Origin of the sequence: Bacillus sp. AFS073361 (assembly GCF_002567005.1) — a bacterium.
Classification (GTDB): Bacteria; Bacillota; Bacilli; order Bacillales; family Cytobacillaceae; genus Neobacillus.
The window spans coordinates 546,605-572,338 of sequence record NZ_NUZU01000039.1; the positions used below are offsets into that span (position 1 = coordinate 546,605).

Sequence of the window (25,734 nt, forward strand, 5' to 3'; positions counted from 1 at the left end):
GTGCGATGCTTATGCTGCCGAAGCCTTCCTTGTGGAGCACTCCAACTGAGATAAAGGAAACACGAAGAGCCGGAGGCGCATTCGTGCTTGACTTATCGTAGGGCGGAGAGCGAAGGACACTAGCCGCTAGGGTGCTGGAGCTAGACAGTAATCTTATAAGACCGGGTAGCGATACCCGGTCTTTTTTGTCGATGCGGATTTCGACACTTTCCCCTCCATTTCCCGGGAAAAAATTCAGTTGATACAAGTGTTTATACTAAAACTAATCAAACGTTTGGTTAGTTTTATTTTTGTCGGAAATAGTCCAAACCCATAGAAAAAAGGTATCTAAATAATCTTTAGACACCTTCTTTTTTTGCTATTCGCTATCGTTACTCGGTAAACTTTTTAAAAATTAATGTAGCATTATGTCCGCCGAATCCTAATGAGTTGGATAAAACAACTTGAACATCTTTCTTCTTTGCCTCATTTGGGACATAATCTAAATCCAGTTCTTCATCCGGCGTTTCATAGTTGATGGTTGGCGGAATGATTCCCTCATTGATGGCTAAAACAGAGAATATCGCTTCAATTGCGCCAGTGGCACCTAATAAGTGACCAGTCATTGATTTCGTGGAACTAACCGATAAATGGTAGGCATATTCTTTGAAAACTTCTTTAATGGCTAACGTTTCATACAAATCATTATAATTAGTGGATGTCCCATGTGCATTAATATAGTCAACTTGTTCAGGGGAAATATCCGCATCGTCTAATGCCAATTTCATTGCCCTGCCAGCCCCTTCTCCGTCGGGTGCAGGCGTGGTAATATGATGGGCATCACCGGTTGCGCCATAGCCGATTAATTCTCCATAAATCTTAGCACCACGGGCAATTGCGTGTTCTAGTTCTTCTAGGACCACAACTCCTGCGCCTTCCCCAATTACAAAACCATCGCGATTCTTATCAAAAGGCCGACTTGCTGTGTTCGGATCAGGATTTTTAGAAAGAGCGGTCATATTCGAAAATCCAGCTACGGTCATTTCAGTAATCGTCGCTTCTGTTCCACCCGCAATCATCATCTCCACATCCCCTTTTTGAATGACGCGGAATGCATCACCGATGGAATTGGCCCCGGATGCACATGCAGTCACCGAACAATTGTTGATTCCTTTAGCACCCAGCGCAATGGAAACTTGTCCAGCTGCCATGTCTGGGATAAACATCGGAATGGTAAACGGGTTGACTCTTCTTTGTCCTTTTTCAATAAACTTCCTATGTTGTTCCTCGAATTCACCTAGTCCGCCAATTCCTGAACCAATCCAGACACCGACCCGTTCTGCTGGAATGTCTTCTCCGATCTGAATCCCCGAATCCTTTACGGCCATTTGACTTGCTGCTACCGCAAACTGGCTATAACGCCCCATCCTTCTTGCTTCCCTTTTATCCATAAACTCTTCTGGTGCAAAGCCTTTTACTTCCGCAGCAATTTTAATATCGACCTTTTCTACATCAAAGATAGTGGCTGGGCCAATACCCGATACACCATTTTTAATATTTTCCCATGTTGTTTGAGCATCATTCCCCAAAGGAGTGACTGCTCCAATACCTGTAATCACTACTCTTTTACTCATAATAATGCTCTCTCCCACCCAGTTATAAGTTACCTACACTCTATAGTGTATCGAATTCAGAGAGGATGGACAAATTGATTGCAAACGATTTTAGGATTTAGTTTATTCAGATGTAACCAACTGTTTTAGCAATATAAGAACTATTTCGGACAGAAGGTTGTTTTCAGTTTCATGAACATATACATTAATCGTGCATTTCTACCTTTTTGCGAATGAGGATTCATTTTTGGGCTGAGGCATTTTATGAATAGTTTGTCACAATAACATGAGGAATTCCCTTGGCTTAAACAGCGATCATGATGGTAACAGCAGTTATCTACATCATTAATGGGTCTTCCCGGTCCGCTGCATCCTGGACCGCACCAGCGATAATTTGGAAAAATACAGAGGGGCAGGCTGTTTTTTCTCCGTGTCAATATCTCCACCTCCTAGAAATTGATTACTATATTAATATGAAAAAATAAAAAACCTGATTAGACTCGTTTTATAAAAAGATGTTAATCACAGCTGCAGCCCACATTCCAATAGGAATTTATTTTTGCTTGCAGGTACATGGTTCTCTAACAAGCTATGTTGGAATATAAATAAACATATATATAAACTTCACTTGAAAGGGGAATCAATTCTTATGGATTTTTGTATTTCTTGTGGGAGTGAATTATCCAAGTATGAAAGGAATCGAAGTGAATGCTGGGAGTGCATGGATACCACCACGGAGGCTTATACAGAAGAGGAATAACAATTAAAGCATAAATGGCCCCTAGTCCAATAAGGATAGGGGCCATTGTATTTTTATCTAAAGTGATCATGTACTCAATTAAGGGTATTCTAACGCTCTCGCTTGGTTACCGATAATTCTTTTATTTTCTCAACCCAATCCTTGAACGTTCCAAATTCACTTGCATCGAATCCAAAGTGCCTCTTTATTATATGGACAAATTCGCTTTCATGATCGTGAAAAACTCCATCAGAATAAATAAGCTGAAAGATTTCAGTTAAGACGATATATTTAGAGCGTTCACTTTTAAATTCCGTTAAAATTTCTTCTATAGAGAGACCCTCGAGCTCATAATCGTCCAGCTCCATTTCCCTTTGATATTTTTTTAGCAAGGAATTTTCATATATGGATAATTTGCCATCAATTCTGGCAATCATTGCAGCCAATTCAAGAAATGCGATTTTTTCCCTTTTCTCTAGTTCTTCTAAAAACATTACACGTACCTCTCCTTTTAACCTTTGTTATATTTATACGAACAAATCCCCATAAGGTTTCATCGCACTTTTGTATATGATTCCCTAATTAATTATTAATATAGAAAGATCCTTCTACCTATTTCAAAAAAACCCAAGAAGACAAGAGCAGTTCTGCCCTTGTCTTAACTTTAACATTTGATTATTATGCCTTATTCTGCAATTTCCAGTTCAATTCCATTGGAAGTGAAAAAATAACTTATTTCTTCAGAAACAGGTTCGTCCGTAATAAAAATGTCGATTTCATTAGGACGCGCAAACGTTGCAATGGAACTTTTGTCAACTTTACTATGATCCAGCAATCCAATGACTTTATTCGCAACGGAAACCATAACCTTTTTTAATTCTACTTCATATAAGCTAAAATCAGAGAGGCCATCGCGAATATTAAAAGCGTGGGCGGATGTGAATAAAATATCAATATTAATTTTCCGTAATAGCTCCTCCCCTAATAACCCTTCGATGGAATTAGAATTGTTCCTAACAATTCCGCCAATGATAATGACGGTTAAATATGGATTCTCTTTTAACATCGCCGCTGTTGCAATTCCACTTGTCACGACTGTTAATCTCTTTTTTGTGTCACACAAAAATTTGGCTAGTTCGAAACAGGTTGTACTCGCATCTAAAAGAATACATTGCCCCTCTTGTATATACTTAAGCGCACTCTTACCGATCCTTTGTTTTTCCGCGCGGAATTTCTTTTCGCGAATTTCATAGTTTTTTTCAAGTTGATCCGATTCTTTATTGGTTTCTTCCGCTTTCAGCATCGCCCCGCCATGTGTACGTAAAAGCAAGCCTTGTTTCTCCATTTGGTTTAAATCCGATCGTATGGTGGCTGCAGAAATATTAAGCAAACCGGTCAAATCATTTACAGTTACGACTCCCTTTTCTGTCAGTAATTCAATTATTAAATTTCTGCGTTGATCTGCGAACATAGTTCCACCCTTTCATTTATTTTCGAAAGTTTACTAAACATTCTACCGAAATAATATATTTACTCATATTATATAGCTAAATGGCTAAAAAGTCCTGTTTAATCACCGAATATGCTAAAATATTTATTTTTTCCATTTAAATCTACTTTCACTTTATTTTGTTTTATTTTGCTTTACCGCGGTAATTAAATATATTTGAAAATAAAGGAAAACAAAATTTCATACTTCTTAGCAAAATAACCAATAAAATCGGAAAAAAAAGTCCCCTCCGAAGTAGAGAGAAGACTTCGCTTCTCTTCCTACTAAAGAGGAGATTCAATCATAGGACTTGACTTGCTTTACTTTCTAGATGTAATTCAAGTTGCTTTAGAATGACTTGGAAACTGTCGATGTTCCAAGCAGCTCTGCCAATAAAGAGTCCATTCACATTTTCTAAATCGATATATTCAAGAAAATTATCATGATTCACACTGCCACCATACAAAATCGGTATTTCACGGCCAACTTCTTCAAAAAGCCCTTCTAATGTATGTCGAAGAAAGTCATGGATTTCAGAAACATACCCGGCATCTGCAGGAACGCCTTGCTCGCCAATCGCCCAGACAGGTTCATAAGCGACCAGAACCTCCCTTGCCTGTTCCCTGGATACTCCCTGCAGGCAAACCTTTAGCTGTGCTGCCAATGTTTCTTTCGAAATCTGCTGTTTCTTCTGCTCTATGTTTTCTCCAATGCAAATTAGAGGCTTCATTGAATAGCGTAAGGCAGCATGAACTTTTTTATTAATCGCTGCATCCGTTTCATTAAAATATTGTCTGCGTTCCGAATGGCCAAGCTCAATCATATCAATACCAATTTCAGTTAGCATTCGCGGAGAAATCTCTCCTGTAAATGCACCACTATCTTCCCAATGCATGTTTTGGGCCCCCAAATAAATATCGGAACCAGCGGTTATCTCTTTAATAGGAAGAAGGGATGTATGAGAAGGAATAATAAATAATTGGAGATTCGAAGTGATCGCTTTTGAAATCTGTCTAAGTCCTTTCGTAAAGTCGATTCCTTCTGCGATGGTCTTTGTCATCTTCCAATTAGTCCCGATCCAAATCTTATTCATCTAGAAACCTACCTCCCTCGTCCAATCTTTTCTTGTTGATTCTATCATTATCTACTGGCTACTAAATTTAATGCTTTTTCTAAAATTGACCGGACGATTGTTTCATTCTCTTGGTAATTGTCCTTATCTTTCCCTCTTACTTCCACAGCGACACGGAGCCCATGTTCGGATTGGAGACTAAGTTCGTCAGCTTTTCGTAAAATATCACTGATTTTCTCAATAGTTAAGAAGCCTGGTTCTCCAATAGGCATATGGAAATCCCCATATAATTCACTGGTCGGATCGACCACCGCATTGGAAAAATGAATTTGATGAATCTGTGCTTTTGCTAGTTCTAATGCCTCCGAAATGTCTTCCTTATTTAAGGCAGCATGCGCGGTATCAAAGGCTAAACCAATATTGCTGTGCTTTTTAGCCACACTTGAAAGCAATTCAACGGTATCACTCATTGGACCAATCAGACGTTTTTTATGGGCAAAGCGATCCAAATGTTCGACCAACACATTCATTCGATATTTGCCGGCTTCCTCGCAAATATCACATAACGCTTCAAAAAAGCCTTCCATCGCTTCAAGTCGACGCTCTGGGCCTGGATCTGGACCTGGAACAAAGGCAATATTGCTTGCCCCGCACTCTGCAGCCAAATAGATATTCTCTTTAATCTGACGAACGGATTCAGAGCGCAATTGTGAATCCAACGAGGAAACATCCAGCTTGTTTTTATCTATTAAAAAGGTTAACCAATGTGTTAGTTGAAAGTTGTATTGTTCCTTTAAGGCCAAAATACGTTTTCTCTCTTGGTGGTTTTGCCCGTCTGCTATTTCATACGAACGATAAAAACCATCGACAGCCATTTTTTCTAGCAAATTGACAGTGAAATCCTTTTCTTGTTGCATTGGAAAATAAATCTCAGGGACAAGCAGGGATGGAATAAACCGGGTACTCATTTTACATTTCTCCTTTATCGATAGGTTATCAAATGCTTTTCTTGTTTTTCCAATCAGTTAAATGACTTAGTCATCCTATATTTTAGGATTGCAGCAGAGCAAAGCTAGATTGATAGCTTTGGTAAGCATCTGCGGGCGTTCCATTTTGATGAATAATTTTATTTAACCCCGCCACGACACCAATTGGATTTTCATCCAGGGTAATATTCCGACCAACAGCCACACCTTTTGCGCCCACATCCATGCAATGTTTTACATAATTGAAATAGTCAAGGATGTTATCCGTTTTTGGCCCCCCTAACACAAGAACGGGCCGTTTGGCAGCTTCAATGATTGTCACATCAGCTGGATCTCCAGTTAATCTAGTCTTAATAATATCTGCTCCCAACTCTGTCCCGATCCGTGCTGCTGCGGCAATCGTCTCGATTTGATTGGATTCAGGGCTTGTCACATGATAGCTATACGGCAGCGTCTCACACATATATGGAACATTCCAATTATCTGCCGCTTTGGCAAGTTCCCAGGCCATTTTGTGTGAGGCCGTTTCACCATCCGCACCGGGGAAAGTCATCGAAATAACACTGTCTGCCCCAAGCTTTAGTGCATCTTCAACCGAAAGAATGTCTGTAGTCTGGGGAATCCGAGCATCAAATACGCTGGTAGATAAGTCAGCACGGACAACCAACCCAACGTCCTTAAAGGACTCAGCGTATAATTTTGCCATTCCATATGTAACAATGACAGCATCAAGCCCGTTCTCAATCAGCTGTGGCAAAAGGGCAATCGTTTGATCAATTCCTGCTGTCTTGGTGGAGAAATAGTATCCATCCAATGCCAGCGTAATTGATTTACCATCATTTGAAAAAATGTGTGACATCCTTCTTGTTTTGGACATAACCGGCTCCCTTTCTTTGTTCACATCTCTAAACCTTGTAAAAAAGATCCCACGGTGGAGATCTTTTCTTCTAAATTATTTAACTGGTGCACTTTCTAATAGGTCAGCTTGAACGAGAATCTTTTTAAGCTCCTCAATCTTTTCAGCACTTAATGACCTTGCTGGTGCTAGAACGTTCGTGGAAATATCCAATCCCCTCAATTTCATGGCTTCCTTTACCACACTTACAAACGGTGAATCAAGTTTGTACATAGTTGGCAATACGGCCATTCGTTGGTGGAATGATACTGCTTCATCAATACGGTTCTCTTTGAACCCCTTGTAAACACCAAGCGCTAATTCCGGAGCGAAATTAACAGAAGCACTAATCGCACCATCACCGCCAAGAGTCAAGGTTTGTAGGAAATGATCGTCAAAACCAGAGAACACCACAAAATCCGGATGTTTCCCTTTCACGGTTAAAATCATGTCGCGAATATGTGAAACACTTTCAACTGTTTCCTTGATTCCAACGATATTCTCATGTGCATCAACCAATTTAAGGACAAATTCCGGAGTTAAATCCTGTCCTGTCATGGTTGGGAAATTATAAAGTAAAATCGGTAAGTTAACAGAATTGGCAATTTCACTATAATGAGCAAATAAGTTTTCTTCAGTTAAATTCCAAAAGTAAGGGTTGATGACCACTACCGCATCTGCTCCTACTGATTCGGCATGTTGACTGAGCAGCACGACTTCACGTGTATTCGTGCTTCCTGTACCAATTAAAACTGGCACCCTGCCGTTTACATATTCGGTTGTGAACGAAGCTACTTCTTTGCGTTCTTCCACAGACATTTGTGAAAATTCGCCGCCTGTTCCTAAAAAGAACAAACCATCCACACGAGCTTCAATTAAGAAATCAATAACAGTTGCCATTCCTTTTTTATCAAGTCTGCCTTGTTCATCAACAATAATTGATACTGGTGGAATAACTCCCTGGAATTTTTTATTTGTCATTTTAATTTCTCCTACCTGTTTAATAGTTTTATCACAATACCAACTTTATTGTTGAACGGCGGCTTTCTCGACCCATTCTCTCATTGATTTGAACATGATCCAGACGGTTGTTGCTCCGGCATCTTGGTGACCGATTGCTCGTTCGCCAAGTGATTTTGCCCTGCCAAACTTCGCGACATATTGCTTCGACTTTTCTACACCGCCTGCTGCATGTTTTTCAGCAAGGGCAAGTCCTTCTAGTAAACTATGATTTGCTTCCACACTTAGTTTAAGTCCGTCCACGGCAGGCTCTAGTGCGTCAATCATCGTTTTATCTCCTAATTCAGCCTTCCCGCGTTCTTTAATAGATTTCACGGATCCTTCAAGAATTTGCGCTAATAGCGGCAGGGACAGTTCCTCTTGTGGTTCAAGACCTTTCACACCGCCAGTAAACAATGTTCCAAAAATAACACCAGAAGCCCCGCCCATATTCGCAATCATCGACATACCTATTGTTTTAAAGACGTCATTGATAGTTGTAAACTCTTTTTTGGTCAAATTTTCTTCTGCCTTTGTAAATCCAACTGCCATGCCAATTCCATGATCTCCATCACCAATAGCGCTATCAATTTTGGTTAAAAACGGTTTGTTCTCAATGACTTGCTCACCAACATACAAGAACATATTCTTAACTTGTTCAGCATTCAACTTAACCTCTTGGACACTATTTGGCATAAACGTTCCCTCCGATTTTTGCAGGTATTAATCCTTTTTTGTAATACGGTGAATCTGCAGGTGCATTATATAAATCTTTTAATTCATCATCCAACTTCAGTAAAGTGATTGAGAATCCAGCCATTTCTTGTGTTGTACAATAGCTATTTACATCCATGTCATACGCTTTAATCTCTTTTTCTTCTAAAATTTGTGCCACTCTGCGGTTTATGATTAATAGTTCCATTAGTGTTGTGGACCCGAGGCCATTCACTAATACAGCCACTTCATCGCCAGCCTCAATATTGCTTTCCTCAAGAAGCTTTGCCAATAACTTATCTGTTAACTCATCAGCAGGCATCATTTTCGTGCGTTCCATTCCCGGCTCCCCGTGGATGCCCATGCCAATCTCAATTTCATCGTCACCTAGTGTGTATGGCAGCTCTACCGCACCGGGAATCGATCCTGGAGCTAAGGCAACACCAATGGAGAACGTATGGTCATTCGCTTTCTGGGTTACTTGTGTAACTTCTTCTAATGACAATCCTTTTTCTGCCGCAGCCCCAGCAATCTTAACGACGAAAATATCTCCGGCAATCCCCCGGCGATCTCCTTTTCGTTCAACAGGAGCGGATGCTACGTCATCGGTTACGAGGACTGTCTTTGTCTGAATATCTTCCATTTCTAGTAATTCTTCTGCCATGCCGAAGTTTAATACATCGCCAGAATAGTTTCCGTAGATAAATAGAACTCCCTTGCCAGAATCCACTGCCTTCGCTACTTCAAATACATTCGTTGGCGGCGGAGCTGCAAAAACATTCCCCAATGTGACCCCATCAGCTAGTCCTTCCCCCATCAGCCCCAAAAACAATGGTTCGTGGCCGCTGCCGCCACCAGTAACGATCGCCACTTTATCCTTGAGATTCCGGCGAATGATTCCGTTTACATTTTCAACTTTTTGATAAGTACTTTTATAAGCTGCTAAAAATCCCTCAATTGTTTCTTCAACTACGCGTTCGGGTTGGTTAATAATCTTCTTCAAACTAAACTCCCCTTTCTATTAAAAACAAAACTTATTATATTTTCGTTTATTTTTATTTGTTTTCATTTATAATCATAACTCTCTATTTTTATTGTGTCAATTTTCATTTTATTAAAAATAGGTTAAATTTTCTATCTTATTTCGACAAAAATCCACATTTCTTCAAAGAATAAGAGGGCCACGGATTAGCAGCCCTCTTATTTTTCATCTATTATGCAGCCTTGGCTGGTTTAATTGGCTCTTTTACAACAAACCAATAGAAGAAGGCTGCAAATCCAGCTATAACCCCACCGGAAATAAAGGCTATGGAATAAGAACCTGTTGCATCTAAAATGATACCTGTTACTAATGGCGCAAATGCTCCACCGAAGTATCCACCGAAGTTCTGGATCGCACCGACAGATCCAACCATGGCAGGAGGTGCTACGTCACCAGACAATGCCCATGCACTGCCAGTAATCGCTGAAACCACACAAAGTGCTAAAGTCATCAAAGTAATCGTGATCCCTAACCCATGTACAAATGGAAGTGCAATAACAAACGCAGCAGCTAAAAGTGCACTGATCGCAATCAGACCACGTTTCGCGTTAATTGGAGAACAAATTCCTTTATCCGCTAACACCTTTGTGATGTAACCGCCGCCTAAGTTTCCGACAATCCCTCCGAAATATGGAATAGCCGCATAAATACCGAGTTCTTTAAAGGTAATATCTTGTGTTTTTAATAGATATAAAGGTAAGAACGTAAGGAAAATATTCCAAATCCAAATCGTACAGAAGAAGCCGCCGATCATTCCCCAGACACTTCTATACTTAAATAACTCTCTCCATTTGATATTGGTTGATTCAACGGTATCATTGCTTGCGCCGCCTTCAGCCTTAATATAATCATATTCCTCTTTAGAAAGAAGCTTACTCTTATCAGGTGTTTTGTAGAATTTCATAAATAAAAGGACAAAGACAATACCAACTGCACCAGTAATGAAGAATAATGCACGCCAGCCAAATGCAACCTGAATAGCCACTAAAATAGGTGGTGCAATAGCAGGACCAACCTTTGATGAGGCATCCCAAAACCCAGTTGCTAATCCCCGTTCACTCTTAGGGAACCATTGGGCAGTAATCTTAGCATTAGAAGGCATACATGGCGCTTCCCCGACTCCAAGTAAGAACCTTGCTCCAACTAAGGTAAGCAGCTTGTTACATGCTCCTGTTAAAGCAGTTGCAATACTCCACCATAGAACAGCAATCGAGTAAATTCGCTTTGCTCCGAATTTATCAATTAACCAGCCAGAAGGAAGCTGCATACAAGCATATGTCCAAGAAAAGATCGTTCCTAATAGACCGATATGCGTCATATTTAGGTTTAAATCTTCAACCATCGCTGGTGCTGCAATGGAAAGATTGGTTCGGTCTAAATAGTTAATAATTCCACCGATTAATAGCCAAATAACAACGGTCCAACGGAAATTCTTTTTTGGTTTCGCTGCCTTGACCGGGAAATCCGTCTGAAGCGCTTGTTCTGTTTTCATGTTATTCCTCCTACATCTATTTTTATTGGTGTTTATTAATGTCTTTAGATAGCGCTTACATATGTGGTAAAAAAAGCTACCCCGATCTTATGTAAAAAGAAAAGGATAGTGCTGCTAAAAAAGCTCTAAAGGCAGCAATCGAATTATTTACTTCCGACTAAGTTCATCGCACTCTCCAATGCAGCCCGGATCGTTCTCTCATTCGCAAAATAATCAATCTTATCTCTGCCTTGCACCTCTATTGCTACAGGTAAACCTTTTTCTGCCTGGATACCTAGTTCATCGGCTTTTTGCAAAATACGAGACATCTTTTCAATCGTTAGAAAGCCTGGTTCACCAATTGGCATATGGTTATCTCCATATAAAGGGCTTTCGGGGTCTAGGACGACATTTGCAAAATGCAGACGGTCCATGGTTGTTTTTGCCAATTCTAATGAGGTAAAAATATCTTCACGATTAAGCGCCACATGGGCTGTATCAAACACGAGACCAACATTCGAGTATTTTTCCCTCACCTTTGAAATGATAGGAACAGCTTCACTCGTAAGACCTAAAACTCGCTTTTTATGCACTTCGCGATCCATTGCTTCTATGGATACATGCATATTAAACGTGGATGCCTCCTCGCAGATTTCACATAGACTTTCATAAAAAGCCTCTAGTCCCTGCTTGCGGAACTGAACACCTGGATCTGGACCAGGGACAAATGCAACCGTAGAAACGCCGCACTCCGCTGCCAAATATAGGCTTTCTTTTATCTTTTTAACGGTTTTTTCTCTTAAACTAGTATCTAGGGCGGACACATTGAGGTCCGTCTGATATGTCAAGAACGTTAACCACTGCAAGATTGATAAGTTATTTTGTTCCTTAGCCCGCAAAATTCTTTTTCGATCCTCTTGGTCATAGCCATAACCAATCTCAAACGAACGATAGAAGCCTTGAGAACCTAGGTTTTCAACTACACTTGCAGCGAAACCTTTTTCATCTTTTACCGGGAAAAACACTTCCGTGACGAGCAGCGATGGGATAATTCGGTTACTCATTAAATTCTTACTCCGTTAACAATAGGCTTTAATTTTTCATCTACATATTTACTAATATCATAGATGCATTGATCAGCATTTGTTTTCGTTTCTTCTGTTTCTTCCTCAACCATAATCCAGCCGTCATATCCATAATCAACTAATGATTGAACTATGGCAGGAAAATCGATATCACCGGTGCCCATCTTTTTCCACTCAAAGCTTTTTGAACAATCTTTAAAATGAACATGTTTGATAATTGGTAAATACTTTTTAACCACTTCGACTGGGTCCATTCCTCCAGCTGCAATGTGGCCAACATCTGGTGTGTACGCAACATATCTTGTATCTAATTCCTCAAAAAGAAGGTTGTAATCGCTTTCTGTTCTGAAATAAGAAGTTGCCGGAGAATGTGGATGAAACACCGCAACGATGCCATTTTCTACCGCACGTTTACTTACTGCATTCACACAGCTTATAATATCTCGTTGACGTTTTAATAGATTGTCGCGATTTGGCCCCACTCGTGGAGGTAAGTTTAATTTTGCATTCGGGAAGTGTTTTAGATAGTTAATATAATAATCGGCCCGCTGCTTTTCTTCTTCCGATTCTGTGTCACTTTCCCAGCTGAACGGCAAGGTAATTGCTGCTAATTCAAGATCCAAGCTATCTAGTTTTTCTTTTAGTTTTTCAGGTGCTTCATTATATTTCCCCAATAAAGCATATTGAACGTCAATCCCCTTGAATCCAGCTTTCTTCACTGTATCAATCATATGATCCAAGCAATCTACTTTTTCATCATAATCTAGTACCCATGTTGATCCGTGACATCCAAACTTAATCGTCATTTTCGATTTCCCCCTTAATTAAAATTAAACTACTTCATACTGCGAAATTTTTCATAACTCAGCAAATGTTTGCAAAAAGGTAATAAGCAAACAAGTTGTTTGTCTATTTAGAATATTATCATTTGTTTTTGTTTTGTCAATTGTTTTTAGAAAAATATTTTTTATCTGAAAACAAACGAAAGAAAAAATCTAAAAAAGTAGTGAAAATCCAACAAACTCCTGTTTATTTCATTTCTTTCATATAATACACCGATTTAGTAATCTGTCATGAAAGTAATTATCACAATCGTTTGTTTTCATTATTTTTCGATTACCAAGAAAAACATTGACATAAACGAAAATAAATGAAAAAATATGACTAATAAATTAAATTGGAGTGATAATTATGAAAATTGGAATTGGTTCAGATCACAATGCTTTTCAAATGAAAGAAGAAATAAAGTCATATATTAGTAGTTTAGGGCATGAGGTTGTCGATTATGGATGTTATTCAGAAGATGAAGTCGATTATCCTGGCGTAGCCTTTAAGGTAGCAACTGATATCACAGCCAACCAACTAGAACGAGGCATTCTCTTCTGTGGAACTGGGATTGGAATGTCCATTGCAGCTAATAAAGTTCCGGGAATTCGCTCTGCCCAATGCCATGATGTTTACTCAGCAGAACGCGCACAGCTCAGCAACAACGCACAAATCATGACCATCGGAGCAAAGGTTATCGGTGTAGAACTTGCTAAAAAAGTAGTCTCAGCTTACCTAAGTGTTTCCTTTCAAGGTGGTAATTCCGCAAGAAAAATTGATCAAATCATGGGCCAAGAAAAGGAATACCTACTAAACGGTTCATGCAGCTAAGCTAGCTTCTCTTAGACTTGTGGACTCACTTATTACTAAGAGGAGGAAAACACGATGCAGACAAAAAGTCAGCCCTGTACGATTGGGCTAGTGATGGATTTCCTTGCAGTCTCACAACAAGCAGCGATTGCTGCATACCCTTGGATCGGTGTAAAAGGAATAAAATCATTGCGGATGGAGCTGGGACAACTGCAATGCGAGACCGCATGAACCTAATTGATATGCAAGGAACCATTGTTATCGGTGAAGGTGAAATGGATGAAGCCCCTATGTTATACATTGATGAAAAACTCGGAACTGGAACGGGGCCATTTGTTGATATCGCTGTCGATCCTATCGAGGGAACAACATTCCTGGCAAAGGGGCAAGAAAATTCACTTGCAGTCATTGCTGTTGCTAAGCGAGGAAGTCTGCTGCATGCCCCGGATATGTACATGAAAAAGATCGCTGTTGGTCCGAAAGCAAAAGGCTGCATTGATATCGAGTTACCGCTAACAGAAAATATCAAAGCTGTGGCGAACGCACTTGGAAAGGATGTAAAGGAATTAACTGTCATGATTCAGGACCGGCCGCGGCATGAAAAACTAATGAATGAAGTCATATCAGCTGGTGCCCGATTGAAGTTATTTTCAGATGTGGATATTACAGGGGCCATTGGAACCGCTATAGATGAAGTTGATGTTGACCTATTAGTAGGAACGGGCGGTGCGCCAGAGGGAGTCATTGCTGCCACTGCCTTAAAATGCCTTGGAGGTGACTTCCAAGCGAAACTTCTTCCCCAAGATGAGGCTGAATGGAATCGATGTATGAATATGGGAATTTTACATCCCGAAAAGCCCTTAACCATAGATGAGATTGTCAAAACAGATGACTGTTTCTTCGTCGCCACAGGAATCACCAATGGGGTTCTGCTGAACGGGGTAAAGAAAAAGGATAACGGGACAATGCTCACCCACTCACTAGTTACTATTGGCGGTGAAACGAGAAACTCCCAATATATCAATGCGGCTTTTTATTAATGTGCACTAATTATCTTAAATAGAATTATGAAGATACATTCTCCAGCAGCTTATACATGAAAAATTATAGCTTTATTTTTTGATGGCATTTTTTAATGGATAAGTTAATAAGTATATTACGACAGTAGTATATTTATTAGGAGGGTCGTAATGCATAGTGGTGAAGGCTTACATCCTGATACAGGTGTTACATCCAGATTATTTGTTGAGCGATCATTAAATGAAATACGTTTTTGGGCCAGGATTATGAAAGAGCACTCTTTATTTCTTCGATTAGGTTTTAGAGCAGACGACACACAACTAATTCAGGAGGCCAATCAATTCTACCGAATATTTGAAAACATCGAACAAAGAGCACATTCCTTTAACAATCAAACCGATCCTGAACAAATAAGACGATTTAATACAGAAGTCCAGCAAGCGGCAGGCAATATTTTTGTATTTAAACGAAAGATCCTAGGATTAATTCTCACATGTAAAATGCCAGGAGCAAATAATTTCCCTCTATTAGTTGATCATACCAGTCGGGAAGCAAATTATTTTAGAAAGCGCTTAATTGAATTAAATGAAGGGAAATTACAATCGCTTCCAGATGCAATTATTAAAGAAAATGTCTTCTTCTTAAGGATTATGGCAGACCATGCCAAATTTATTGGTCATCTCCTTGATCCGTCAGAAAGGAAACTAGTTGATGTAGCGCGTGATTTCAGTAATGATTTTGATCAATTGCTGTATCAAGCAAGAGACTTAGATTCTATGAAGCCACAATCTCAAACCGTTCCTATGTTAGATCAATTCCTTGATCAAAATCGTGTGTCGGTTTCCTCTCTAAGGGACTTCAAGAAAACCGCTCGTGATTTAATTGAACAATGTAAAATAAAGAGTATCATTCATCCGCTATTAGCAGATCATGTTTACCGTGAAGCTGATAGATTCTTAGAAATAATTGATATGTTTGATGCTCATCTAACAAGCGGCAACCCACCATCTAGATAGTAGAAGAACCTCTACTTAATGTTAAAAAGGCGAACAGCTAATGCTCGCCTTTTTTTACGTTTATTTATTTTTCACTGTTATCTTCCGGTGCAGTACATGTTTTACAGCACCCACATACTCAGCAACGGCACGCTGACTAATAGAAGCGTTCGGATTTAGTCCTTCAAATCCATGATAACATCCAGGATAAAGGTGGAATTCCACATCAACGCCAGCCTGGCTGAGCTTTGTTACATAAGTAAGTGTCTCGTCACGGAATGGATCTAATTGCCCTACGCACGTATAGGTATATGGGAGCCCTGTCAGGTCGGTTGCTCGCGCCGGCGCCGCATATTCTGAAACATTTTCTGTACGATTTTCCCCATTGAGGTACATGGACCAGCCTTTTTCATTGAGGTCATGGTTCCAAATCATATTTCCGGTTATCTCCAAACTAGATGGAGAATTATTGTGATCATCAATCATCGGATATAGCGGCATTTGGAAACATAATTTTGGACCATTTCGATCGCGGGCCAATAGTGCGAGGGCCGCCGTTAAGCCTCCGCCTGCACTAGCCCCCCCGGCTCCAATGCGGGACGAATCAATACTTAAGTCATCAGCATTTTCAGAAACCCATTTTAGGGCAGCATAGCAATCTTCCAAGCCTGCTGGAAATGGATCCTCTGGAGCTAATCGATAATCGACAGAAATGACCACACAATTCGCATCAATGACAAATTGTTGGCATAAAGCATCATTATCCTCAGGTGTTCCAAGGACATATCCGCCGCCGTGAATCCATAAAAGAGCAGGCAATCTCTCATCTTTTTCTTTTGGTTCATAAATTCGTACCCTAACTTCAAGGTTAGCCTCTGGACCAGGAATCATCCGGTCATAAATAGCAACATGCTCGTCTATTGGTATTTCGATAGAATCTGCCGCCTCCGCCATAAACTGTCTAAATTCTTTTAGGTTGTCCAAATCAAGCGGTGGAAATAATTCGAGCGTCTCTCTCAATTCAGGGTCAATTCTATTCTTCATCGATAATCCCCTTTACTAGCAATCTTATTTTAGAAACTTCAACAATAATTTATACGCTTACAAGATAGTGGGTATGACTTTTTTTGGATAACTTTCAGTTATTCAGATATTAAAACTTATGGATACTCCCCCTTGTTTCACAACAATCTGGAAAAATTCAGGGTTTAGGTTCTAGAATTCTACAAAACACTTGAAATTTTCCAATTATTTCGTTACCTTTTGAAAATAAGGGGGAGTTGCCGTGATTAGAAAACTTACGGACCAAGACCATCAACAGGTTCTTGCTTTTTTAAGTGAGGAACCATCTATAAATCTATTTATCATCGGGGATATTGAGGCATTCGGTTATTCTTCGGAGTCCCAAGAACTCTGGGCCGAGTTTAATGAAGAGAATACAATTATAGCTGTACTTCTAAGGTTCCATCAATCTTTTATAGCTTATGCAAAAGGGGATTTCGATACGGGCGGCTTTGTATCGATTATGAAAAACTACAGCCAGCCCATTCTCTTATCTGGAAAATCAGATATTATAGCAAAATTTGAAGCATATGATGAGCTCCGGCTTGGTAAAAAGCAAGTGACTTATTTTGCCGAGTGTCGTACCAATAAATTCCTGTCTCCTGACGACGTCGTATATAAAAAGGCTAGCATCGAAGACGTCGATCAAATTTTAGAACTCCGCAAATCAATTGAAGAATTTCATGTCAGAGAGGATGCCCGGGACGTATTGGTACAGTCTATTGAGGCGAATACATCAAGAACCTATTTTACAGAAGTAAATGGGGTTATGACCGCTTGTGTCTCAACCGCAGCGGAAAATTCAATGTCGGCAATGATTGTCGGTGTCTGCACCAGAAAAGAGTATCGCCGAAAAGGCTTAGCCTCTTCAATTATGAAAAAAGTGGTTCAGGATGTCCTAAATGAGGGCAAAACCCTTTGCCTATTTTATGATAATCCTGAAGCAGGCCGGATTTATAAGCGGCTGGGCTTTAAGGATATTGGAATGTGGACCATGCACCGCTGATCGTTCTGTTCAAATGCTCAACCACCAAATACAACTGATCATCGCTCATCGAAAAATAACTTCGAAGAGATTGGTTTCATTTATCACCTTAACTACTAACTGTTTAACATTTTCAATTTACCAATGAATTTAAACAAGACAGAGAGCATTTTGCCCACTGTCCTCTTTTCTGCTAACTATATGGACGTAACCATCCCGCCATCTACAAGTACAGAACTACCGGTTATATATGTACTTGCATCTGATACAAGAAAGGTTACAACTCTGGCGAATTCTTCGGGTGTGCCATACCTTCCTAAAGGTATGGCTCTTTTAGACTGAATCTCTGCTTCTTCTAAGGAAATCCCCTGCTTTTCAGCATTCAGTTGATCAAGATGAGTAGTCCTGTCTGTTTGGATTCTGCCTGGAGCAACTGTATTAACTAAGATATTATAAGGTGCAAGTTCTTCAGCAAGTGTTTTAGTCAGCCCTACAATTCCTAGACGGAATGTATTAGAAAGAATGAGGCCTGGAATTGGCTGTTTAATTGATGTGGAAGCAATATTAATAATTCTTCCTCCACCCTGCTTCATGTCAGGCAGCACTTCACGGATAATTCTAATGTAGCTAAAGAGATTCAATTCGAATGCTTTTTGCCAATCTTCATTAGAAATCTGTTCAAACGTCCCCCCAGGAGGACCCCCCGCATTGTTAATCAAAATATCGATTTTTCCAAACGTTTCGCGGGTGAACTGTACCAATGAATGGATATCATCTAGATTCGTAATATCGGCACGATGATAGGCGACCCTTCCTTTCCCGAGCTGATATAATTCCTCCTGTACTTTTTGCAGCTTTCTCTCATCACGACTCGAAATCACCACGTTTACTCCTTCTTCTACTAATTGTGCGGCGATGGCTTTTCCAAGGCCCTGACTCGAGGCGATTACAATAGCGTTTTTCCCTTGTAAATTTAAATTCATATGTAAGCTCTCCTTATTTTTCATTTTTCAATTATCATTTTCAGCCCAGACTTTATGCAGCGATTTATGGCGTCACCAAAGCTCATCCGGATACTTGATAAATAGAAGTCCCTCGTAAAAAAACGAGGGACTTCCTATTAACTTATGATTATGCTTTTACAAACACCGTTTTAATAGAAGTAAAGAACTCGATCGCAGCCTGCCCTTGTTCCCGCGAATGAGAACTGGACTGCTTCATTCCGCCAAATGGAGCTTGGAGTTCAACACCTGCTGTTTCCGCATTTACTCTTACAAGTCCCGCTTCCATTTCGTTAATGAAAGAGAACATGTTACTGATGTTTTTCGTGTAAATAGATGCACTCAAGCCAAACTCTGTATCATTTGATTGTTCTAATGCTTCCTCTAGGGTATCGACTTTAATTAATGCAAGAACCGGACCAAAAATCTCTTCACGTGCGATAATCATGTCATTTGTGACATTTTCGAACACCGTAGGCTGTATGAAGAAACCGTTTTCCGTTCCGTTTTCTGCTGGTCTTTCGCCGCCATAAAGGAGGGTCGCTCCTTCTTCCTTCCCTTTTTGAATGTATGATAGGACCGTATTTAATTGATTCTCACTAGCGCACGGTCCCATCCACGTTTCCCCTTGCATTCCGCATCCAACTTTTAGTGCACTAACCTTTTCCAAGAGCTTTTCCTTAAACTCATCATACACGTCAGTCTGTACGAAAACGCGGCTTGTTGCCGTACATTTCTGTCCGGTCGACCTTAGGCCCCCGCTAATCGTGCCTTCCACAGCAAGATCAAGATCCGCATCATTTGCAATAATAACAGGATTCTTACCACCCATTTCAAGCTGGTATTTTGCTCCGCGCGCAAGAGCTCCTTGTCCCACCATTTTACCTACAGTGTTGGAGCCTGTAAAAGTGATGCCATTTATATCAGGATGTTCAATAATCCTCTGACCAATAACGCTTCCCTGACCTGTGACCAAATTTACAACCCCTACTGGGATACCTGCTTCGGCAAAACACTCGATTACTTTAGCAGCGGTAACAGCAGTCTCCTGAGCTGGTTTCAGCACAACCGTGTTTCCATAGATTAGAGCCGGGGCCATCTTCCAAATCGGAATAGCTACAGGAAAGTTCCAAGGTGAAATAACACCGACCACACCGAGAGGTACACGTGTGGTAAACATGAGCGCTTCACTATCCGTAGATGGAATAACGTCACCGATTTTTCTCATCCCCTCGCCAGCATAATAGCGAAGAATAGCTATCCCGCGTGCCGTTTCCCCTTTTGCCTCTGCGAATGTTTTTCCCATTTCTTTTGTCATTGTTTCTGCAATATCACTAAGACGTTCTTCCATTATATTGGCTGCTTTATATAAATAGTCGGCTCTTGCAGCTCCAGAAAGTTTTCGCCATGCTTTTTTCGCCTGCTTAGCCGCTGCTACGGCTGCATCCACATCCTCTTGAGAGGAAGACTGCACGTAGCCAACGATTTCATTTTTGTTTGCCGGGTTGATGCTGCCAGTCACTTTGTTTGCTGATGACTCAGTCCACTCTCCATTAATAAAGTTTTTATAGGTTAATACACTGTTTTCAACAATACTCACCATTATTAATCTCCTTCTCCTCGTTAATCGATTTGTACATCAGTTTGCCAAAAGTTAAATGTATCGACGGAATTTATAATCCTTATGCCAAAATTAATGTTTCTTCCTTATTATATATATCTTTTTGAAACTCTTCTAAATTACCATAGTAAGCATTTTCAATGATCTGTTTAATATCAGCAGGCCTTGTCAGTCTAGGGTTAATAAGAACGTTTCCGCTCCTCATTGAATCTTCTACTAATTTAGACAAATATTCTAATGAGACGCCCAACTCCTTAATATTTAAAGGAATTTTCATGGCTTGATTCATTTCAATAACAGATTCTATTGCTTTTCCAGCAGCCTCCTGTATGGATAATCCGCGAACATCCTTTCCTAAAGCGATCGCGATATCTTTATATTTATCGGCACATGCTGGTAAGTTAAATTTCATAACAAAAGGCAATAGCGCTGCATTTGCGATACCGTGCGGAATGTTAAAGACTCCGCCAAACGTATGAGAGATAGCGTGAACATTCCCTAAGCGTGATTGGGAAAACGCAACGCCAGCCATCATAGAGGCTACCAGCATTTTTTCCCTGCTTTCGATATCCGTTCCTACGAAGTAAGATTTGGTTAAATTTTCGCCAATCATTTTAATCGCCTGCATCGCGAATCCCTGGCTCACTGGGCTCGCTGCTTTGGATGTATAGGATTCTATTGCATGGGTTAAAGCATCCATACCCGTCGCGGCTGTGATTTCTTGTGGAAGATTCAAAGTAAGAGTCGGATCCAGTATGGCCAGAGTTGGAAACAACATCGGGCTAAGGACTGCTAATTTAAAGTGAGTTTCTCTGTTGGTTACAATAGTGGAATTCGTAGTTTCGCTCCCTGTTCCTGCCGTAGTCGGTATTGCGATAATTGGAAGTGGCGGCCTTTTAATTTTGCCCACCCCTTCATACTCCAAGATATGGCCGGGGTTGGTAGCCATCGCGGCTATTCCCTTTGCAGTGTCTATGCTGCTTCCACCACCAACAGCAAGTACTGCGTCACTTTTATAGTCCTTAAGTTTTTGAGTACCCCTATGAATGGTTTCTGCAGAGGGGTTCGGTTCTACCTCATCATACAAATCATAGTCCATGTTAACTGCAAGAAGGGACTTTTCAATTCCTTCTAAAAGTTTGGCTGCTCGCACTCCTTTATCAGTTACGATGAGTACTCTAGTAGCTCCCAATTCTTTAATGAATTCTCCTGTTCTTTCAGATATACCATTGCCAACTTCCACTCTCGTCGGCATAAAATACTTATAAGATATTGAAGACATTGGTTTTAACTCCCTCTCTACACAGTTTCTTCTGATTGAAATACTCACTCGATATTTATTTAATTATTTAAAATTGGATTTTTAATTTAAATTAAAAATTTTTTACTTATTTAAAGGATGAGGGGATATAACACCATTTTTCATATTTCAGTTTAAAACGATATGACCAAAATCCCCTCATATATCTATTTTTGATACAAGGAAAATACTTATATACCTTGTGGTTTTTTCAACTGTCTTTAGTCTTTTGTCACTATAACGTGTTATTAACTAAATATCTTTTTTACCTGTTTCAATGGACACTGTAAAAGAAATGCGAACTGAAAGTAGATGTATCTTTTATTACTTTGATATTACGTTTGGATAATCGAAACTTTCAGTTTTTTTGTTTTCTTTTTCCAAATCTTGGTCCTTTGTTTCTTTCGCACTAAAAATTGCTATTAGGGAAATTAATCCAATAAACATCATGTAAATAGCAACAGGTACCCATGAATTGTTAAAACCATTCATCAATGCTGTAGCAATCAATGGTGCCGTTCCTCCGGCCAATGCTGCTCCAATCTGATAGCCGACAGTTACTCCTGTGTAGCGCACATTTGTAGGAAATATTTCAGAAAACAACGTCCCAAGTACAGCAGTGACTGGCGCCCATAGTATACCTAAACCAATAATTGTGGCAATAGTTAACCATAGGGTCGATCCTAAGGAAAGTATATAGAAGTATGGAAACGCATATAAAACTATTGCAATCGTTCCGCCGATAAACAGGGGTTTTCGGCCTATTTTATCAGAAAGAGAACCCATAAATGGTATCGTAATGGTCGTAATTATTGTTCCAATTGTGACAGCATTAAGCACCGGTGTTGCATTGAAACCAAGGTGCCCTGTTGCATATGCAATAATAAACGTCGAAAAAATGTAAAACGGAGCCGTTTCTCCCGCTTTTAACCCCACAGCGATTAATACAGATCTCCAGTTGTAACGGAAAGTATCGATGAGCGGAACTTTGGAAATGTTTTCACTTTCCTTTGCTTCTTGAAACGCAGGTGTTTCATCTATTCCATTACGGATCCATAATCCAAGGAAGACAAGCACAGCACTTAAAATAAACGGAAGGCGCCAACCCCATGCCAAAAATTGGTTGTCAGGTAATGAATTCATGAGGGTTATGGATATCGTACCGAGAAGTAATCCAATTGTAACTCCCATTTGAGGCACACTTCCAAAGAAACCTCTCCGTCCTTTAGGTGCATACTCAACTGCGAGTAGCAAGGCACCACCCCATTCTCCACCGATCCCAAGCCCTTGTACAAGTCTTAAGGAAATAAGTAAAATTGGTGCCCAAATACCGATAGTTTCATAAGAAGGTAGTAATCCAATTAAAACTGTGGCGCCACCCATTAATGACAACGTGAGAACAAGTGTCTTTTTTCTTCCTATTTTATCGCCGATATGGCTGAAGATGACGCCACCTAACGGACGAATAAAAAAAGGAAGGGCGAACGATGCATAAGCAATAAGCAATCCAACTGCAGGGTCTGTGGTAGGGAAGAATATTTTATTAAATACTAGTGCAGCTAGAGTACCATAGAGAAAGTAATCGTACCACTCGATCGAGCTACCTATTAAACTCGCCACAAGTGCTTTTGTTGTTACCCTTTTAGATGGATATTGTTTTTCCATTAATAGAATTCCTCCTTTTAGCTACCCTCGATCTGTAGAGCCTTTTTGGTACCTTATATAAATAAAACTAAACTTTTCGTTTGACACGATAAGACCTTTTTGAGACAACTCTTAATTTCAATTAGTTCCCACTTCATCATGGGTATCATAACTCACAAAAACAAATTCCTATTCTTTACAAATGTTCCTATTCCGACATTTAAAACTATTCTCCAAGAGAACCCGAAGCACAAGTCGTTAGGAACTTACCATTAAGTCAAGAGCAAACAGAAGCCCGAACTTAATGGTTTAATTTAAATGTGAACGTATAGTTCTTTGTCTTCAATAGAGACATCAAACCGTTCCACTGTTACTTCATAGCTCTTAGTTCTCTTCTTAGGATCGACGACCATGCACCCCGTTTTTATTTCGAATTCCCATTGGTGCCAAGGGCACCGCACAATCTCGCCTTCACGTTCGTGAACAAAATTGCCCGGACCTGTAGAGTTAATAAACTCTGTCGTAATACCTGAACAAAGAGCAGCTCCCTGATGAGGGCAGGTGTTACGGATTGCAAAAAACTCCCCGCCGATATTATAAACACCGATGCTGCGTCCGTTCGCTTCAATAATCTTCTTACCTCCTTCAGGAATCTCAGATGCCTTTCCAACTAAAAAACCTTTCATCACTCAGTCCCTCCTTGTCTTTTTCTTGCAGGTAGTCCATATAAGTCAGCTGCATTTTGATAAAAAACTCGTTCCCATAATGCATCATCAAGTTTGGGAAATGTCTTCAGAGGTGAATCAAAATCCCAATGCGGATAATCACTGCAATATAATAAAGTTTCATCCGCATAAACAGCATTCATCATTTGTCGGAACATTTCTTGATTCGGCGTCGGCTCAAGTGGTTGTGAGGACACTTTAATGTTACTGCGGAAATACTCACTAGGTCGTTTTTTCACCCATGGTGTTTGAAAGCGTAATGCTTTCCAATCCTCATCCAACTTCCATAAATAAGGGGCCAGCCAAAACACGCCTGCTTCCTGTAGCACGACCTTCAAAGTAGGGAATTTTTCGAAGACCCCTTCATAGATAAAGCTTGCTAAATGTGCCGCCATAACCTGTGGTCGAGTTGCTCGGTACTCCGGATAGTAGGAAACCCAACCTGCCCCTGTTGTAGGTGGGTTAATGCCAACACCTTCCATTAGAACATGAATGGTAAAAGGCAGATTATGTTCGACGCAAGCTTCATAAATCGGATGATAGTACCTATTTCCATAGGGCTTATCAGCTCCGCTCGCTACAATAACTTGCACCATGTCCGAGTGTAAGCCGACACGATGAATCTCTTTTGCAGCAAGCTCAGGATCCTGCTTTGGAATAAACACTGATCCTTTCAGCCTGCGGTCTCTCCCAAGCCACTGCTCCAAAGTATATTCATTTATCGCTGAACTGATAGCTGCAGCGTAATCCACATCAGGCGATGCTTGACAAGAGTAATCACTACCGGTTAATATGCCGTACTCAACATTAAATGGATCCAAATATTGAGAGCTCATGAAATCAAGATTGCTACCAGGAAATCCGCCGTCAGGGGGTGTTGAGTCTGCCCTTTGACCTACATTAATACCACCGTTTAAATATAAGGAACCAGGAAGCCGCCACCCCCACAAATCGATCTGGTCACGGTAGACTCTTGGTAAATACTTTTTAATTTCTTCAAGCGGTGTATAGTTATGGATGTCACTGTCAATAATAGTGCGTTTCGTTTTAGTTATTTGTTTTTTCAGTTGTTTACCTTCTGTTACTTCCATTTCATTTCCACTCCTTTAGGCGATGTAATATACCTATACTCCTAATTTTTCATTAATTATAAAAATTTGAGTAAATCGCTATCGTGATGATTACCTTCAAAAAACGTTCTAGTAAAAAAGATTAGTAGATTTTTATTAAAAACCTGAACACAAGTAGAGAAATTAGATTTTCAAAGACTCATAAGATAATTATTATCCATTTTTTACACGTATTCTTAACGGAGTTATCGGGACCAAGGGTTGTATGTAGTGTATACGTTTCCATTTATACCATTGAAAAAAAGCCCAATTTTTGGTTCTTCTGTATGGACAACTAATACCTTTCAATGTGATGTTGAATATGAATTCAAACATTTCAGTTAGAGTTAATTCACTTTAAATTTTAAAAGCTAGTAGAATATTTAAAGCGTGTACAAAATTCCTGTATTATTTTTATCCTCCAAACGTTTTTTATCTTTTTTTCATTCTCTTGCCCCCTAAATTTTTAACTTTGGTGAATGTCATTCACTAAAGTGATTATATTTAAAAAAAAAAGAAAATTCAATATTTTTTTTAGATATTTTCCAACTAG

General features: G+C 39.9%; 24 protein-coding genes. 5 read left to right on the forward strand and 19 right to left on the reverse strand.

The window, feature by feature from the left end; genetic code table 11:
• Nucleotides 1-371: 371 nt before the first annotated feature.
• From fabF to COJ96_RS22965, 12 genes are all read right to left on the reverse strand, one after another.
• The gene (gene fabF, locus COJ96_RS22905) at nucleotides 372-1,613 is read right to left on the reverse strand and encodes a beta-ketoacyl-ACP synthase II (RefSeq protein WP_180230220.1); all 1,242 of its coding nucleotides are present in this window, start codon (nucleotides 1,611-1,613) and stop codon (nucleotides 372-374) included.
• Nucleotides 1,614-2,441: 828 nt separating this feature from the next.
• Nucleotides 2,442-2,825, reverse strand: a complete 384-nt coding sequence (locus tag COJ96_RS22915) for a hypothetical protein (RefSeq protein ID WP_098576088.1) — start codon at nucleotides 2,823-2,825, stop codon at nucleotides 2,442-2,444.
• A gap of 191 nt (nucleotides 2,826-3,016) precedes the next feature.
• Complete coding sequence (locus COJ96_RS22920) at nucleotides 3,017-3,802, reverse strand: DeoR/GlpR family DNA-binding transcription regulator (protein ID WP_098576089.1); 786 nt, start codon at nucleotides 3,800-3,802, stop codon at nucleotides 3,017-3,019.
• A gap of 319 nt (nucleotides 3,803-4,121) precedes the next feature.
• A complete protein-coding gene (locus COJ96_RS22925; RefSeq protein ID WP_098576090.1) occupies nucleotides 4,122-4,913 on the reverse strand; it encodes a triose-phosphate isomerase in 792 nt (263 codons plus the stop codon).
• 47 nt (nucleotides 4,914-4,960) lie between these two features.
• Nucleotides 4,961-5,860: a sugar phosphate isomerase/epimerase family protein gene (locus tag COJ96_RS22930; RefSeq protein WP_098576091.1), complete on the reverse strand. Its 900-nt coding sequence runs from the start codon at nucleotides 5,858-5,860 to the stop codon at nucleotides 4,961-4,963.
• Nucleotides 5,861-5,942: 82 nt separating this feature from the next.
• A complete protein-coding gene (locus COJ96_RS22935) occupies nucleotides 5,943-6,755 on the reverse strand; it encodes a class I fructose-bisphosphate aldolase (RefSeq protein WP_098576092.1) in 813 nt (270 codons plus the stop codon).
• Between the two features lie 75 nt (nucleotides 6,756-6,830).
• Nucleotides 6,831-7,754 carry a dihydrodipicolinate synthase family protein gene (locus tag COJ96_RS22940; RefSeq protein WP_098576093.1) on the reverse strand — a complete coding sequence of 308 codons (924 nt, stop codon included), beginning with the start codon at nucleotides 7,752-7,754 and terminating at the stop codon, nucleotides 6,831-6,833.
• 45 nt (nucleotides 7,755-7,799) lie between these two features.
• On the reverse strand, nucleotides 7,800-8,468 hold the full coding sequence (dhaL, locus tag COJ96_RS22945) for a dihydroxyacetone kinase subunit DhaL (RefSeq protein WP_098576094.1): 669 nt from the start codon (nucleotides 8,466-8,468) through the stop codon (nucleotides 7,800-7,802).
• Nucleotides 8,458-9,489, reverse strand: a complete 1,032-nt coding sequence (locus COJ96_RS22950; RefSeq protein ID WP_098576095.1) for a dihydroxyacetone kinase subunit DhaK — start codon at nucleotides 9,487-9,489, stop codon at nucleotides 8,458-8,460. Before COJ96_RS22950 ends, dhaL begins: the two co-directional genes overlap by 11 nt.
• 211 nt (nucleotides 9,490-9,700) lie before the next feature.
• Nucleotides 9,701-11,020, reverse strand: coding sequence for an MFS transporter (locus COJ96_RS22955; protein WP_098576096.1), 1,320 nt, complete (start codon nucleotides 11,018-11,020; stop codon nucleotides 9,701-9,703).
• A gap of 143 nt (nucleotides 11,021-11,163) precedes the next feature.
• Nucleotides 11,164-12,063 (reverse strand): sugar phosphate isomerase/epimerase family protein, encoded by a 900-nt coding sequence (locus COJ96_RS22960; RefSeq protein ID WP_098576097.1) that lies wholly within the window; start codon nucleotides 12,061-12,063, stop codon nucleotides 11,164-11,166.
• A complete protein-coding gene (locus COJ96_RS22965) occupies nucleotides 12,063-12,890 on the reverse strand; it encodes a sugar phosphate isomerase/epimerase family protein (RefSeq protein ID WP_098576098.1) in 828 nt (275 codons plus the stop codon). Before COJ96_RS22965 ends, COJ96_RS22960 begins: the two co-directional genes overlap by 1 nt.
• Nucleotides 12,891-13,275: 385 nt before the next feature.
• On the opposite strand from COJ96_RS22965, the gene rpiB reads away from it, so the two are divergent.
• From rpiB to COJ96_RS22980, 4 genes are all read left to right on the forward strand, one after another.
• Complete coding sequence (gene rpiB, locus COJ96_RS22970; RefSeq protein ID WP_098576099.1) at nucleotides 13,276-13,740, forward strand: ribose 5-phosphate isomerase B; 465 nt, start codon at nucleotides 13,276-13,278, stop codon at nucleotides 13,738-13,740.
• Nucleotides 13,741-13,794: 54 nt separating this feature from the next.
• Nucleotides 13,795-13,950: a hypothetical protein gene (locus tag COJ96_RS29390; RefSeq protein WP_257148604.1), complete on the forward strand. Its 156-nt coding sequence runs from the start codon at nucleotides 13,795-13,797 to the stop codon at nucleotides 13,948-13,950.
• Nucleotides 13,935-14,759 carry a class II fructose-bisphosphatase gene (gene glpX, locus COJ96_RS22975; protein ID WP_257148605.1) on the forward strand — a complete coding sequence of 275 codons (825 nt, stop codon included), beginning with the start codon at nucleotides 13,935-13,937 and terminating at the stop codon, nucleotides 14,757-14,759. Before COJ96_RS29390 ends, glpX begins: the two co-directional genes overlap by 16 nt.
• A gap of 150 nt (nucleotides 14,760-14,909) precedes the next feature.
• A complete protein-coding gene (locus tag COJ96_RS22980; protein ID WP_098576100.1) occupies nucleotides 14,910-15,755 on the forward strand; it encodes a DUF2935 domain-containing protein in 846 nt (281 codons plus the stop codon).
• A 60-nt stretch (nucleotides 15,756-15,815) separates the two neighbouring features.
• Here COJ96_RS22980 and COJ96_RS22985 read toward each other — a convergent pair whose 3' ends face one another.
• A complete protein-coding gene (locus COJ96_RS22985) occupies nucleotides 15,816-16,778 on the reverse strand; it encodes an alpha/beta hydrolase (protein WP_098576101.1) in 963 nt (320 codons plus the stop codon).
• Nucleotides 16,779-17,019: 241 nt separating this feature from the next.
• Here COJ96_RS22985 and COJ96_RS22990 point away from each other — a divergent pair, with 241 nt between their 5' ends.
• Nucleotides 17,020-17,802 carry a GNAT family N-acetyltransferase gene (locus COJ96_RS22990; RefSeq protein WP_098576102.1) on the forward strand — a complete coding sequence of 261 codons (783 nt, stop codon included), beginning with the start codon at nucleotides 17,020-17,022 and terminating at the stop codon, nucleotides 17,800-17,802.
• A 176-nt stretch (nucleotides 17,803-17,978) separates the two neighbouring features.
• Here the strand turns inward: COJ96_RS22990 and COJ96_RS22995 are convergent, their stop codons facing one another.
• From COJ96_RS22995 to COJ96_RS23020, 6 genes are all read right to left on the reverse strand, one after another.
• On the reverse strand, nucleotides 17,979-18,764 hold the full coding sequence (locus COJ96_RS22995) for an SDR family oxidoreductase (protein ID WP_098576103.1): 786 nt from the start codon (nucleotides 18,762-18,764) through the stop codon (nucleotides 17,979-17,981).
• A 148-nt stretch (nucleotides 18,765-18,912) separates the two neighbouring features.
• Complete coding sequence (gene gucD, locus COJ96_RS23000; protein WP_098576104.1) at nucleotides 18,913-20,385, reverse strand: alpha-ketoglutaric semialdehyde dehydrogenase GucD; 1,473 nt, start codon at nucleotides 20,383-20,385, stop codon at nucleotides 18,913-18,915.
• Nucleotides 20,386-20,464: 79 nt separating this feature from the next.
• Nucleotides 20,465-21,685: an iron-containing alcohol dehydrogenase gene (locus COJ96_RS23005; RefSeq protein WP_098576105.1), complete on the reverse strand. Its 1,221-nt coding sequence runs from the start codon at nucleotides 21,683-21,685 to the stop codon at nucleotides 20,465-20,467.
• Nucleotides 21,686-22,027: 342 nt separating this feature from the next.
• Nucleotides 22,028-23,368 carry an MFS transporter gene (locus COJ96_RS23010; protein WP_098576106.1) on the reverse strand — a complete coding sequence of 447 codons (1,341 nt, stop codon included), beginning with the start codon at nucleotides 23,366-23,368 and terminating at the stop codon, nucleotides 22,028-22,030.
• A gap of 293 nt (nucleotides 23,369-23,661) precedes the next feature.
• Nucleotides 23,662-24,033: a Rieske (2Fe-2S) protein gene (locus COJ96_RS23015; RefSeq protein ID WP_180230225.1), complete on the reverse strand. Its 372-nt coding sequence runs from the start codon at nucleotides 24,031-24,033 to the stop codon at nucleotides 23,662-23,664.
• Nucleotides 24,033-25,163 carry an amidohydrolase family protein gene (locus COJ96_RS23020; RefSeq protein ID WP_098576108.1) on the reverse strand — a complete coding sequence of 377 codons (1,131 nt, stop codon included), beginning with the start codon at nucleotides 25,161-25,163 and terminating at the stop codon, nucleotides 24,033-24,035. The genes COJ96_RS23015 and COJ96_RS23020 overlap by 1 nt, the downstream gene beginning before the upstream one ends.
• Between the last annotated feature and the right edge of the window lie 571 nt (nucleotides 25,164-25,734).